Origin of the sequence: Micromonospora sp. NBC_01638 (genome assembly GCF_045209745.1) — a bacterium.
In the GTDB taxonomy this organism is placed as follows: Bacteria; Actinomycetota; Actinomycetes; order Mycobacteriales; family Micromonosporaceae; genus Micromonospora.
Window position 1 is genome coordinate 1,251,404 of the sequence record NZ_CP109273.1, and the last position, 12,627, is coordinate 1,264,030.

10 protein-coding genes and 2 tRNA genes are annotated in these 12,627 nt (G+C 70.4%); 3 read left to right on the forward strand and 9 right to left on the reverse strand.

What is annotated here, in order from left to right; translation table 11 throughout:
• Positions 1-2: 2 nt before the first annotated feature.
• Entirely contained in the window at positions 3-656 is a 654-nt protein-coding gene (locus tag OG811_RS05810; protein WP_406075550.1) for a response regulator, read from the reverse strand.
• Positions 657-670: 14 nt separating this feature from the next.
• Positions 671-1,810, reverse strand: coding sequence for a MacS family sensor histidine kinase (gene macS, locus OG811_RS05815; RefSeq protein ID WP_406072676.1), 1,140 nt, complete (start codon positions 1,808-1,810; stop codon positions 671-673).
• A gap of 120 nt (positions 1,811-1,930) precedes the next feature.
• Here macS and OG811_RS05820 point away from each other — a divergent pair, with 120 nt between their 5' ends.
• Positions 1,931-2,386 (forward strand): ATP-binding protein, encoded by a 456-nt coding sequence (locus OG811_RS05820; RefSeq protein WP_406072677.1) that lies wholly within the window; start codon positions 1,931-1,933, stop codon positions 2,384-2,386.
• 31 nt (positions 2,387-2,417) lie between these two features.
• Here OG811_RS05820 and OG811_RS05825 read toward each other — a convergent pair whose 3' ends face one another.
• The gene (locus tag OG811_RS05825; RefSeq protein ID WP_406072678.1) at positions 2,418-3,356 is read right to left on the reverse strand and encodes a ribose-phosphate diphosphokinase; all 939 of its coding nucleotides are present in this window, start codon (positions 3,354-3,356) and stop codon (positions 2,418-2,420) included.
• Positions 3,357-3,459: 103 nt separating this feature from the next.
• On the opposite strand from OG811_RS05825, the gene glpK reads away from it, so the two are divergent.
• Entirely contained in the window at positions 3,460-4,944 is a 1,485-nt protein-coding gene (gene glpK, locus OG811_RS05830; protein ID WP_406072679.1) for a glycerol kinase GlpK, read from the forward strand.
• A gap of 6 nt (positions 4,945-4,950) precedes the next feature.
• Here the strand turns inward: glpK and OG811_RS05835 are convergent, their stop codons facing one another.
• Positions 4,951-5,784: a phosphoribosylaminoimidazolesuccinocarboxamide synthase gene (locus tag OG811_RS05835; RefSeq protein WP_406072680.1), complete on the reverse strand. Its 834-nt coding sequence runs from the start codon at positions 5,782-5,784 to the stop codon at positions 4,951-4,953.
• Between the two features lie 138 nt (positions 5,785-5,922).
• On the opposite strand from OG811_RS05835, the gene OG811_RS05840 reads away from it, so the two are divergent.
• On the forward strand, positions 5,923-7,254 hold the full coding sequence (locus OG811_RS05840) for an ABC transporter substrate-binding protein (RefSeq protein WP_406072681.1): 1,332 nt from the start codon (positions 5,923-5,925) through the stop codon (positions 7,252-7,254).
• 63 nt (positions 7,255-7,317) lie between these two features.
• On the opposite strand, the gene OG811_RS05845 is transcribed toward OG811_RS05840, so the two are convergent.
• The 5 genes from OG811_RS05845 to OG811_RS05865 form a co-directional block, all read right to left on the reverse strand.
• Complete coding sequence (locus tag OG811_RS05845; protein ID WP_406072682.1) at positions 7,318-7,566, reverse strand: hypothetical protein; 249 nt, start codon at positions 7,564-7,566, stop codon at positions 7,318-7,320.
• A gap of 156 nt (positions 7,567-7,722) precedes the next feature.
• Positions 7,723-7,796: transfer RNA gene (locus tag OG811_RS05850), tRNA-Met, on the reverse strand.
• A 240-nt stretch (positions 7,797-8,036) separates the two neighbouring features.
• A tRNA-Met gene (locus OG811_RS05855) sits at positions 8,037-8,110 on the reverse strand.
• 263 nt (positions 8,111-8,373) lie between these two features.
• The gene (locus OG811_RS05860; protein ID WP_406075551.1) at positions 8,374-11,367 is read right to left on the reverse strand and encodes a UPF0182 family protein; all 2,994 of its coding nucleotides are present in this window, start codon (positions 11,365-11,367) and stop codon (positions 8,374-8,376) included.
• Positions 11,368-11,464: 97 nt separating this feature from the next.
• Positions 11,465-12,478 (reverse strand): PDZ domain-containing protein, encoded by a 1,014-nt coding sequence (locus tag OG811_RS05865; protein WP_406072683.1) that lies wholly within the window; start codon positions 12,476-12,478, stop codon positions 11,465-11,467.
• Between the last annotated feature and the right edge of the window lie 149 nt (positions 12,479-12,627).

Genomic DNA, 12,627 nt, shown 5'->3' on the forward strand with positions numbered 1-12,627 from the left:
TGTCAGTCGTCGAGGCCGCGTTCGATGGCGTACCGGGTCAGCTCGACCCGGTTGTGCAGTTGCAGCTTGCCCAGGGTGTTCTGCACATGATTCTGCACGGTGCGGTGCGACAGCCCGAGCCGCTGCGCGATCTGCTTGTACGACATCCCCTTCGCGACCAGCCGCAGCACCTCCGTCTCCCGGTCGGTGAGCTGGGGCGTCGCGGGCTCCGCGCTGCCGGCCGGGTCGGCCCCCGGCCCCGGCCCGGCGGCCAGCCGGCGGTACTCACCGAGAACGAGCCCGGCCAGGCCGGGGGTGAAGATCGCGTCGCCGGCCGCGGTACGGCGAACCGCCTCGAGAAACTCGGCGGGCGCGGTCGACTTCACCAGGTAACCGGTGGCCCCCGCCTTGACCGCGTCCAGCACGCTCTGCTGTTCGCCGCTGGCGCTGAGCATCAGCACCCGCACGTCGGGCAGTGCCGCGCGCAGCCCAAGGATCACCTCCACGCCGGAGATGTCCGGTAGTTGCAGGTCGAGGACGACCACGTCGGGCCGGGCGGCGGCGGCCACCCGGATGGCCTGTCGCCCCTCGCCACTTGTCGCCACGACCAGGAATCCGGCCTCGGTCAGGTCGCGGGCCACACCCTCGCGCCACATCGGATGGTCGTCGACCACCATCACCCGGGTCAGGTTCACCGCTGCGCCCTCGGCACGGTCAGCTCGATCTCGGTGCCGGCTTCGGGCGCCGACACGATCCGCACCGTCCCGCCCAGGTCGACCACTCGCCCCCGGATCGACTGGGTCACGCCGAGCCGGCCCTGGGCGGCCGCCTCGGCGAGCCGGCCGTCGGGAATGCCCGGCCCCTCGTCGCGGATCGACACGGTCACCGTCGCCCCCTCATCCTCGATCAGCACCCAGGCCCGCCCGCCGGCATGCCGCCCCACGTTGTCCAGGGCCGCGCCGGTCGCGGCGGCCAACTCTCCGGCCACCCGCCGGGGCAGCGGCACGGGGGTGGCCGGGGCGGAGAGCGCCACCGCCGACGAGGCGTACCGGCCGAGCAGGGTCCGCAGGTCCACCGCGGCGGCCTCGGGGCTGTCCGGGATCACGGCAGCAGCCGGGCCGGCGTCGGCGATCAGCGCCCGTAAGGCGGCCTCCTGCTCGCCGGCCAGCCGGGCCAGCTCGCCGGCCTCGCCGGGCAGGTCCACGCCACGCCGCTGCACCAGCGCCAGCACCTGGAGCACCGAGTCGTGAATGCCCCGGGCCAGCCGCTCCCGCTCCCGGGTGGCAGCCTCCAACTCCACCGCGCGTTGCAGCCGTTCCTCGGCGGTTGCCGCGAGCCGGGCCACGTGCCCGACCACCACTCCGGCGAGCAGCATCAGGATCACCCCGGTGAACGAGGACTCGCCGATCCGCTGCCGGGTGGCCAGGTCCGCGCCGGCGACCAGCAGCGCGGCGACAGTGCCCCGCCGACGGCCGCCGGAGACTGCCCAGGCCAGCACCGGGCCGGCCATCCAGGCCACCCCCATGGTGGGTACGCCGGTGGCCAGCGCGGCCCGACCGACCACCCACGGGGTGGCCAGTACGACGGCCAGCACCACCCCGAGGTCGGCCAGCAGCAGTGGCCAGCGCCGCCGGGCCGGCCGGGCGTACCCGATCACGGTCGTCCCGGTCCAGACGATCATCACCAGGATCAGGACACCGACGGCGTACGGGTGGGCGTACCGGTCGGCGTCACGCACCGCGAGGGCGCAGACGTATGCCAGGGATGCCAACCTGAACACCGTGAGCGCACGCCACAGCGGCACTTCGAGTCCACCTGACGGCGACGGCATGGCGGTCAGGATGCCACAGCCGGGCCAGCCGCGCGGCGAGCAGCGAGTGCGGTTCGGGAAACCCTGACGTACGGTGGAAAAGCCGCGAAATACTCCGAGATTTGCCGCCGGGACGGGCCCATGACGAACGCAGATCCGCACGCACCGCGTACGGTTGTGCCCATCGAACCTGCCCTCCTGATCGCCGACGCCTTCGACCAGGCTCAGGTGACCGAGATTCGACACTCGGTCACCTCCTGCGCGCATGCCTCCGGTCTCCACGGTCAACGGCTGGACGACTTCGTGCTCGCGATCAACGAGTTGATCACCAACGCCGTGCGGCACGGCGGTGGGCGCGGGTGGCTGCGGCTCTGGCAGGAGTCGGGCCTGCTGGTCTGCGAGGTCGCCGACCACGGGCACGGGATCAGCCAGCAGCGGCTGGGCGACCGCAGTCGGCCGGCTCCGGACACCGCGGGCGGCTGGGGCCTCTGGCTGGCCCGCGAGCTGACCGACAACATGGAGGTCAGCACCGGCACCGCTGGCACCACCGTCCGCGTCACCACCGGCCTCTCCAGCCACAACCGCACCCCGCACTGATCCCCGTGTCCGCGTCGTACGGCTGCGCGGCTCAGGCGAACAGCGCGGAGACGGATTCCCCGTTGTGGATCCGGCGCATGGCTTCGGCCAGGGCGGGGGCCACCGACAGGACCTGCAACCTGGGGGCCCGCTTGGCGGCCGGGATGGGCACCGTGTTGGTGCAGACGATCTCCAGGACGCCGTCCTGGTCACTGAGCCGCTGCAACGCATCGCCGGAGAAGAGGCCGTGCGTGCAGGCGATCCGGATCGACCGGACCTTCAGACCACGCAGATGCTCCATCAACTCGACCACCGTGCTGCCCTTGGCGATCTCGTCGTCCAGCACGATGACGTCCCTGTCGGTCACCTCGCCGATCACCGCGCTGATCTTGACGAGGTCGTCGCTGAACCGCTGCTTCGCCCCGGCCGCGACCGGCGTGCCGAGCAGCCGGGCGAAGGCCGCCGCCTCCTTGGCATTGCCCAGGTCGGGTGAGACCACCACGGTGTTGCTGAGGTCGTAGCGGCGGAAGTGGGTGGCCAGCTCACGCAGCGCGTGCAGGTGATCCACGGGGACGCTGAAGAAGCCGTGCACCTGCGGCGAGTGCAGGGTCATCGCGAGCACCCGGTCCGCCCCGGCCGACGTGAGCAGATCGGCGACGAGCCGGGCGCCAATCGAGATCCGCGGCGCGTCCTTCTTGTCCGAACGGGCGTACGCGTAGTGCGGCAACACCACCGTGATCCGGCCGGCGGACGCACCTCGGGCGGCGTCGATCATCAGCAGCAGCTCGACCAGGTGCTCCTGCACCGGCGGCACCAACGGCTGGATCAGGAAGACGTCCCGCTCCCGGCAGTTGGCCTGCAACTGCACTTCCAAGCAGTCATTGGCGAACCGGGACACCCGCACCGGATGCAACGGCACCCCCAGGTGAGCACAGATCTCGGCAGCCAGTTCGGGATGGGCAGTTCCGCTGAAAACGGCGATGTCACGCACGTTCGCACATCGTAGGCGAAGCGGCCGACGGCGGACGACAGCGGCCCGCATCCGGCCGTGACGCAGGTCGCAGCGCGCCGCCGACCCGGGTACGGTGCTGCGGGTGACCCCCCAGTACGTCGCTGCCATCGACCAGGGCACCACCTCCTCCCGGTGCATCGTCTTCGATCGGGCCGGGGAGATCGTCGCCGCGGCCCAGCGCGAACACCGGCAGATCTTCCCCCGACCCGGCTGGGTGGAACACGACGCCGAAGAGATCTGGAACAACGTCCAACAGGTGGTCTCCGAGGCGCTGCGGGCCGCCGGCACCGACGCGGCCGGGCTGGCCGCCGTCGGCATCACCAACCAGCGGGAGACGACCGTCGTCTGGGACCGGGCCACCGGCCGCCCGGTGGCCAACGCCATCGTCTGGCAGGACACCCGGACCGGCCCGCTACTGCGCGAGCTGGCATCGGCGTACGGCGAGGAGCGGTTCCGGTCCCGCACCGGCCTGCCGCTGGCCACCTACTTCGCCGGGCCGAAGCTGCGCTGGCTGCTGGACGAGGTCGACGGGCTGCGCGAGCGCGCCGAGCGCGGCGAGGTGCTCTTCGGCACCATGGACAGCTGGCTGATCTGGAAGCTGACCGGCGAGCACGTCACCGACGTGACCAACGCCAGCCGGACCATGCTGATGGACCTCACGACGCTCGACTGGGACCCGGAGCTGCTGGACGCGATGGGCGTGCCGGCCGCGATGCTGCCGGAGATCCGCTGCTCCGCCGAGGTGTACGGCCACGCCACCGGCGTGCTCGCCGGGGTGCCGGTAGCCAGCGCCCTCGGCGACCAGCAGGCCGCCCTGTTCGGGCAGACCTGCTTCCAGCCGGGCGAGGCGAAGTGCACCTACGGCACCGGCAGCTTCCTGCTGCTCAACACCGGCGCCAGCCCGGTCCCGTCGGCGCACGGCCTGCTCACCACGGTCGCCTACCGGATCAAGGACCAACCGCCGGCGTACGCCCTGGAGGGCGCGATCGCCGTCACCGGCTCGCTGGTGCAGTGGCTGCGGGACAACCTCGGGTTGATCTCCACCGCCGCAGAGGTGGAGGAACTGGCCCGCACCGTGGACGACAACGGCGGCTGCTACGTGGTGCCGGCGTTCTCCGGGCTGTTCGCCCCGCACTGGCGCAGCGACGCGCGTGGCGTGATCGCCGGCCTGACCGGCTACATCACCAAGGGGCACCTGGCGCGGGCGGCGCTGGAGGCGTCGGCGTGGCAGACCCGCGAGGTGGTCGACGCGATGAACGCCGACTCCGACGTGGCGCTGCACCGGCTCCGGGTGGACGGCGGGATGACCTCCAACGGCCTGCTCATGCAGTTCCTCGCCGACGTGCTCGACGTGCCGGTGGTCCGGTCCCGGATCACCGAGACCACCTGCCTGGGCGCCGCGTACGCGGCCGGTCTGGCGGTCGACTTCTGGCCGGACCTCGCCACGCTGCGCGCGCAGTGGCGCTCCGACGCGCAGTGGGAGCCGGCCATGGCCCCGGAGTTGCGCGACCGGGAGCTGCACAACTGGCGCAAGGCAGTTCAGCGCACCCTCGACTGGGTGGGGTGACCCGGCTCAGCTCCAGCGGTTGCCGGTGAGCTTCTCGTACACGTCGATGTAGCGAGCCCGGGTCGCTTCGATCACCTCGGCCGGCAGGTCCGGCGCCGGGCCCTGCTTGTCCCAGCCGCTGCCGGTGGCCCAGTCCCGCACGTACTGCTTGTCGTAGGAGAACTGCACCCGGCCCGGCTGGTACGACTCGGCCGGCCAGTACCGCGACGAGTCGGAGGTGAGCAGCTCGTCGGCGAGCACCAGCGTGCCGTCCGGCCCCCAACCCAGCTCGATCTTGGTATCGGCGACCAGGATGCCCCGGTCGGCGGCCAGCTCCGCGCCGCGCCGGTAGACGTCGATGGTGATCTGCCGCAGCCGCTCGGCGGTGGCCTGGCCCACCTTGTCCACCACGTCGGCGTACGTGATCGGCTCGTCGCGCTCGCCCGCCGGCGCCTTGCTCGACGGCGTGAAGATCGGCTCAGGCAGGATCGACGCCTCGCCGAGCCCCCGGGGCAGTGGCACGCCGGAGACCGCACCGGTCTGCTCGTACTCCCGCAGGCCGCCGCCGGTGAGGTAACCCCGGGCAACGCACTCGATCGGGACCATGTCCAGCCGCTGGCAGCGGATCGCCCGGCCGACGAACTCGGCCGGCACGTCGGTGGCCGAGATGACGTGGTTCGGCACCAGGTCGGCGAGCTGCTCGAACCACCAGAGGGAGAGCGCGGTGAGCAGTCGACCCTTGTCCGGGATCGGCGTCGGCAGCGCCACGTCATAGATCGAGATGCGGTCCGAGGCCACCAGGATCAGATCGTCGCCGTCGGCGTAGACGTCCCGAACCTTGCCCGAGTGCAGAAGTTCCACGCGCCCTAGTACACCACGCGACATCGGAAGGCCCGATGCGGCCACCCACGCCGGAGGTGACCGGACGGACGTTGACACCTTCGTGCGCTGCCTGCGTGAATGGTCCGACCGTCGCCCCCGCAGGTCCAGGAGACCCCCGTGTCCGTTGTTCGACCCCCGATCGACCGCCTCGGCGCCGACCCGGGCCGGCGCCGACTGCTCGGTGTGCTGCTCGGTGCACCCCTGCTCGCGTCCGGTGGGCTGGCGGGATGCAGCGACAATTCCGCCACATCAACCCAGGACGGGCCGGTCGAGCTGTCGGTCTTCTGGTGGGGCGGCACCAAGCGGGCCGAGCTCACCGAGAAGGCGCTGCGGCTCTACTCGGATCGCAATCCCCGGGTCACCTTCCGGGTCACCTGGCAGGGTGCTGACGGCTACTACGACCGGCTGGCCACCCAGGCGGCCGGCGGGAACGTGCCTGACCTGGTCCAGATCGACGACGCCAAGCTGACCGAGTACGCCCAGCGCCAGATCATCCTCGACCTCACCGACCGGGTCGCCGACCACCGCCTGGATCTGCGGGGCCTGCCGGAGGGTCTGATCCGCTACGGCACGGTGGAGGGGCGAATGATGGCGGTGGCCGCCGGGCAGACCCACGCGAGCGTGGTCTTCAACCGGAGCCTGCTGCAGGAGCTGCGCGTGCCGGAGCCCCGCGGAGGAATGACCTGGCCCGAGTACGTCTCCTGGGCGGAACAGGTCACCGAGGCCAGCGACGGTCAGGTGGCCGGCACCATGGACGCGTCCAGCGACTACCGGGCGCTCTGGCTCTGGCTGCGGTCGCAGGGCGGCGAGTTCTACCGGGGCAGCCAGCTCGGTTTCGGTGCGGAGGAACTGGTCGCGTGGTTCGAGTTGTGGCAGCGTGCCCGCAGGGGGCGGGCCACACCGGGCGCGGCGCTGGTCGAGCAGGCCGACAGCGGGGAACTGGCCCGGCAACCGGTGGTGACCGGGTTGACCGCCACGTCCTTCGCCTGGTCCCATCAGCTACCGGAGCTGCAGCGGCTCACCGAGGACGAGCTGGGTGTGACCGGCTTCCCAGGGCCGGCCGGCGCGCAGTGGGCGCGGGCGTCGATGTACTGGGCCGCCTTCCGTGGCACTCGCCACCCGGACACCGTCACCGACGTGATCAATTTTCTGACCACGAACGGCGAGGCCGGCACCGCCCTCGGCCACGAGCGCGGTCTGAACGTCAGCGTCCCGGTCCGCCGCTACACCGAGGGCAGCATCACCGACCCGGCCCAGCAGCGCGCCGCCGCGTTCAGCGCCAGCATCGCCGACCAGCTCGGGCCGGCCCCGGCGCCACCGCCGAAGGGGCACGCCAAGGTACGCACCCTGCTGGTCACCACCGCGGAGAGCATCCGCGTCAAGCGGGCCGGCACCCGGGCGGCCAGCACGCGTTTCGTCGCCCAGGCCAACGCCGCCCTGGCGGAGTGATCACCGGCTGCCGGCCGTCGGCCGGCCGCCGGTGACCGGCCGCGTGGGACGGGGCTTGTCGGGTCAGCGCGGCGGGCCGCCCCGGCGGTTGCGCATCAGGCGCAGCACCAGGAACACGATGATCGCGACCACCACCAGGCAGCAGAGCAGCGGGAGGACACCGAAGCCGCTGCGGCCTCGCCGCCGGGCCGCCTCCACCACGAGTTCGCCGGTACCCGTGGACGCCCATGCTGCGACAGGCACGAAGACCGCCAGTACGACCGCACCGAGGACCGCGCTGAGGCGGCCCCACCACTTACCGAATGAAGACATGTGCCCATCCTCGCCGAAGGGCGCAACCTCGGCATGGTGGTCCACATCCGGGTGACCGCCGAGGCGCCGGCCCCTCCGTGGTCCCTCGTCCGGCTGGGCAGCAAAAAGGCCCGGCCCCCCACATTGTGGGGGGCCGGGCTTTACCACTTCCAGTTGTAGCGGGGACAGGATTTGAACCTGCGACCTCTGGGTTATGAGCCCAGCGAGCTACCGAGCTGCTCCACCCCGCGTCGACTGGTTAAGACTAACCCATCCCGTTCGGGCATGATCAGTGGGGTCACCAAACCTCAACACCGTTGCGTTAGGGCGGGGATCGGCGTGGCAACACCAGGTGCGTCCGTGCGTGCGCGCTGCCGATCCACCGTGGCAACGGCGTTGCACCAAACCTCGCCAACGCCCGTACCCGACAACGTCGAAAAGCCCGCCTCCGGAAAACCGGAGGCGGGCTTTTCGAACTGATGTTTCTCTCGTAGCGGGGACAGGATTTGAACCTGCGACCTCTGGGTTATGAGCCCAGCGAGCTACCGAGCTGCTCCACCCCGCGTCGACTGGTTAACCCTAGCGCACCGACGTGGGGCGCCGCAAAGCGACTCCAGTACCGCTGCCGCCGACACCCCTGACCTGGACCGCTGTCAGTTGAGCCAGTGCCCATCCCGTCCGGGTACGGGGCCCGCATCTCGAACAGCACCGACTCGTCCCCGTACTCCCCCGAGGCCAGCACACACCCCGGACACAGCGGAGCCCCCGCCATCAGGACCGGTTGGTCCAACGACGGGGGCTCCGAGCTGAACTCCCGGCGGTGGCGGGTCAGCCTCCAGCGCTCGGGCTGACACTCGGCGACGGGCCACCGCTGGGCGTACCGGCTGGGTTGCCGGCCTGCTGCGCCTGCTGGAACGCGGTGAGGGCCTCATCCAGCGCCTTGAGCGCGCGACCGTACCGCTCGAAGTCGCCGGACGTCTGCGCGGCCCGGACCTCGACGATCGCGGTCTGCACCCGGTCCGCGGCGATGGCCAGTTCACCGGTCGGCGGCGGGTTGCCGGTGCCGGCGCTCGGCGTCGGCGTCGGCGGGGTCGTCGGGGTCGTCGGGTTGCCCCCGGTGGTCGGAGGCGGCGACGTGCCCTGCCCGGCCCGCTTACCCTGCTCGACCAACTGCTTGATGCCGTCGTTGATGTTGTCGGCGAGCGCCACGAAGGAGCCACCGTCGCCGTAGGAGAGCAGCACCTTCTGCAACAGCGGGTACGCGTCCTGCTGGTTGCTCTTCACGTAGACCGGCTCGACGTAGAGCATCCCGTCGGCGAAGGGCAACGACAGCAGGTTGCCGTACTGCACCTGCGCCTGGTTGCTGGAGAGCAGGTTGAGCTGCTGGCGGATGTTGGCGTTGTTGGTCATCTGCTGGTGCACCTGCACGGGGCCGGAGATCCGGGTCTGATCCGGCAAATCCAGCACCTCCAGCCGGGGCTTCCCGTCGATGTAGGACCCGGAGATCAACGCGGCGAGGTTCTGCCGACCGTTGGGGGTGACCGCGGAGGTGAGCTGGAACCGAGGGCTCTCCTGCCCCGGGAACTGGGTGAACAGGTAGTACGGAGGCTGCTTCTGGCCGCTGTCCGGAGCGTCCGGCACGTTGGGCACCTGCCAGAAGTCCTGTGCGGAGTAGAAGTCACCCGGGTCGGTCACGTGGAACTTGGTCAGCAGGTTGCGCTGCACCTTGAACATGTCCGCCGGGTAGCGCAGGTGCTCGGTCAGCTCGCCCGGAATATCCGCCTTCGGCAGGATCAGGGTGCCGCCGAATGCCTTGTTCCACGCCTTGAGCACCGGGTCGGTGTCGTCGTACTCGTAGAGCTTCACGGTGCCGTCGTACGCGTCGACGGTGGCCTTCACCGAGTTGCGCATGTAGTTGACGTTCTCCCGGGCCAACTGGAAGGTGCCCCGGTTGGTCAGCTCGTCGGTGGTCTCGGTCTGCAGGTTGACCCGCTCGGCGTACGGGTAGGTGGCCGCCGTGGTGTAGCCGTCGACGATCCACTGCACCCGACCGTCGACGACCGCCGGGTACGGGTCGCCGTCCAGGGTGAGGAACGGCGCGACCTTCTCCACCCGGTCCCGTGGGTTGCGCACGTACAGCAGCTTGGAGTCCTTGTTGACCGCCTCGGAGAGCAGGAAGTTCGACTCCTGCTCCTTGATGGCGTACAGCAGCCGCCGGGCGAAGGAGCCGATCTCGACGCCCCCCTCACCGGTGTAGGTGTAGGACTCGCCGCCACCCTCACCGACCGGCCGGTCGAACTCGGCCTTCTTGTTCGGGTCGGCCTGACCGACGATCGCGTAGTCGTCCGCTGCCATCCGCTCGCCGTAGTAGATGCGCGGCTGCTTGGCCGGGATCTGCTCGGTCTGCGAGGAGCACGCCTCCTGGGTCTTCTCGCCGAGGAAGCCGGAGACGAAGAACGGCTGCCCGCCGCAGACCACCTGGTTGGCCGGGGCGGCCACCAGCCCGAACCCGTGGGTGTAGACGGTGTGCCGGTTGATCCAGGTGTTCTGCTGGTCGGTCAGCTCGCCATAGTTGATCTCCCGGACGCCGACCACGTAGTCGGAGACGTTCCCGTTCACCCCGTACCGGTCGATGTCGAGCTTGGGGCCGAAGTCGTAGAAGCCACGCACCTGCTGGAGCTGGGTGTACGTCTCGCTGACCAGCTGCGGGTCGAGCAGCCGTACGTTCGACACCACCGAGGTGTCGGTGGCCAGGTTCGCTGGTGGGGTGAGGTTGTTCGCCGCGTACGGGGTCGTCTCGGTGGCCGCCAACCCGAACGCCGCACGCGTCGCGTCGATGCTGCGTTGGATGTACGGCGCTTCCTTGTCCTTGGCGCTCGGCTTGACCTCGAAGGTCTGCACCGCCCAGGGGTAGATGCCGCCGATGGCCACCGCGGACACGCCGAGCAGTGCCAGCGAGATCCCCGGCCAGACCAGGTTCCGCATCCAGGCGTTGGAGAACACGATGATCGCGATCGCCACCACGATCGAGATGTAGGCCAGGATCTCCTTCGCCGGCAGCAGCGCGTTGACGTCGGCGTAGCCGGCGCCGTACAACTTGGCGCCCTCGTTGTACTCCAGCAACATCGCGCGCCGGTCCAGCACGTACGCCATGGCCTTCAACAGCACGAAGACCGCGACCAGGCTGCTCAGGTGCGCTCGGGCCGCGTTGCTCATCCGGTCCCCGATGCCCTGCAGGCGAACCCCGCCGAAGAGGTAGTGCACCGCGAGCGCACCGATCACCGCCAGCACCACCGCGGTGAAGGCGACCCCGAGCAGGTAACGCCAGAACGGCAGTTGGAAGACGTAGAAGCCGATGTCCACCCCGAACTCCGGGTCCTTGATCCCGAAGTCACCGCCGTTGCGGAAGAGCAGCCACTGGTTCCACCGGTTCTGCGCGGAGAGGCCGGCGAAGAGCCCGACCACCGCGGCGGTCAGCAAGATCCAGGTGCCGAGTCGCGGGCCGAGCGCCATCCGGTAGCGCTCCAGGGTCGCCTGCTCCACCGAGTGCGGACGCAGCCGCGGGCGCAACCGGTAAGCCAGCCACAGGTTGCCACCGACGATCACCGCCATGCCGAGACCGACGGCGAGGAAGAGCACCAGCCGGGTGAGCAGGACACCGGTGAAGACCTCGGTGTAGCGAACCTCGTCGAACCACAGCCAGTCGGTCCACGCCTGGACACCCCAGCCGAGCAGGGTGAAGAGCACGAACACCCCGACCAGGACAGCGATGGTGACGCGCCCGCGCCGGCTCATCCTCGGAAGGGGGCTGTTGCTACGCATTACCACTGTTGGCTCCGCACGCTCGATATGATCGGCTCCGACCAGGCACCCAAGAGTACGGGGTGTTTCTAAATGTGTCGGGGCACGGTCACACCAGTCAGCAGCGAACCGGCTGGCCGCCCTCGCGCACCCTCTCCAGAGCAGTCATCGCCTCGTCCAACGAACCCACCCGCAACAGCGGCAGGTCGGGCTGCGGGTTGCGGACCGCCTCGGCGCAGTTGTCCGCCGGCACCAGGAAGACCTTGGCGCCGGCGCGCTTCGCGCCGACCAGCTTCTGGGCGATCCCGCCGATCGGGCCGACGGTGCCCTCGTCGTCGATGGTGCCGGTGCCGGCGATGACGAGGCCGCCGGTGAGGTCGGCCGGGGTCAGTTTGTCCACGATCCCCAGGGCGAACATCAGGCCGGCGCTCGGCCCACCGATGTCCTCCAGGTCGATGCCGAGCGTGAACGGGTGCGGCTGCTGCTGATCGATCTCGACGCCGATCCGCGGTCGGCCGTCCTGCTCCCGGCTTGTCACCGTCGCGGTGGCCGGCACGCCGTCTCGGGTGTAGCCGATGGCCAACGCCGTGCCGACCGGCTTGGCCCGGATGAGCTCGGTGACCTTCGCGGCCGCCGGCACCGGCTGACCGTCGACCGAGGTGATCACGTCGCCAGCCTTCAGCGCCCCGGCGGCCGGACCATCCCCGGCCACCGTCTTGATCACCACCTGCACCGGAAAGCCCAGCTCCCGCAGCGCGGCGGTCTCCGCGCTGGTCTGCGACGCCTTGAAGTCCTCCGCGTTGCGCTGCTCGACCTGCTGCGTCGACTCTCCGGGCGGGTAGACCAGCTCACGCGGCACCACCGCCTCATCGTCGGAGAACCAGCCCGCGATCGCCCCACGCAGCCGCACCGTGGGCTGCACCCCTACCGTGGTCAGCCGCAACTGGCCGGCGGAGGTCGAGGTCTCCCGTCCGGAGACCTGGATGACCTCCTTCCCGTCGGCCGTACCGAGGGTGTTGACCGTCGGACCCGGACCGAGCACCACGTACGGGATCGGCACCCGGAGCACCCCGATGCTCAGCAGGGCGGTGAACAGGGCACCGAGCAGGACCGTCAGGCCACGACGTCTCATGCCGCAGAGCGTACCGACCGGCTGGGTGTCTCCTGCCGGATGCGCCGCGCGACTTCGCCCTCAGCGCAACGCCAGCGGCGGCGACCTGGGGCGCGTCCCGCGTACCGTAGACGTCGTGCCTGATATTCCGTTCGGTTTCGCGCTTCCGG

What these genes read in the sequence shown, in the direction of transcription:
- macS (WP_406072676.1), bottom strand. Translation starts at nt 1,810, where the DNA reads ATGCCGTCGCCGTCAGGTGGACTCGAAGTGCCGCTGTGGCGTGCGCTC.
- OG811_RS05810 (WP_406075550.1), bottom strand. Translation starts at nt 656, where the DNA reads ATGGTGGTCGACGACCATCCGATGTGGCGCGAGGGTGTGGCCCGCGAC.
- OG811_RS05845 (WP_406072682.1), bottom strand. Translation starts at nt 7,566, where the DNA reads ATGTCTTCATTCGGTAAGTGGTGGGGCCGCCTCAGCGCGGTCCTCGGT.
- OG811_RS05860 (WP_406075551.1), bottom strand. Translation starts at nt 11,367, where the DNA reads ATGCGTAGCAACAGCCCCCTTCCGAGGATGAGCCGGCGCGGGCGCGTC.
- OG811_RS05820 (WP_406072677.1), top strand. Translation starts at nt 1,931, where the DNA reads ATGACGAACGCAGATCCGCACGCACCGCGTACGGTTGTGCCCATCGAA.
- OG811_RS05865 (WP_406072683.1), bottom strand. Translation starts at nt 12,478, where the DNA reads ATGAGACGTCGTGGCCTGACGGTCCTGCTCGGTGCCCTGTTCACCGCC.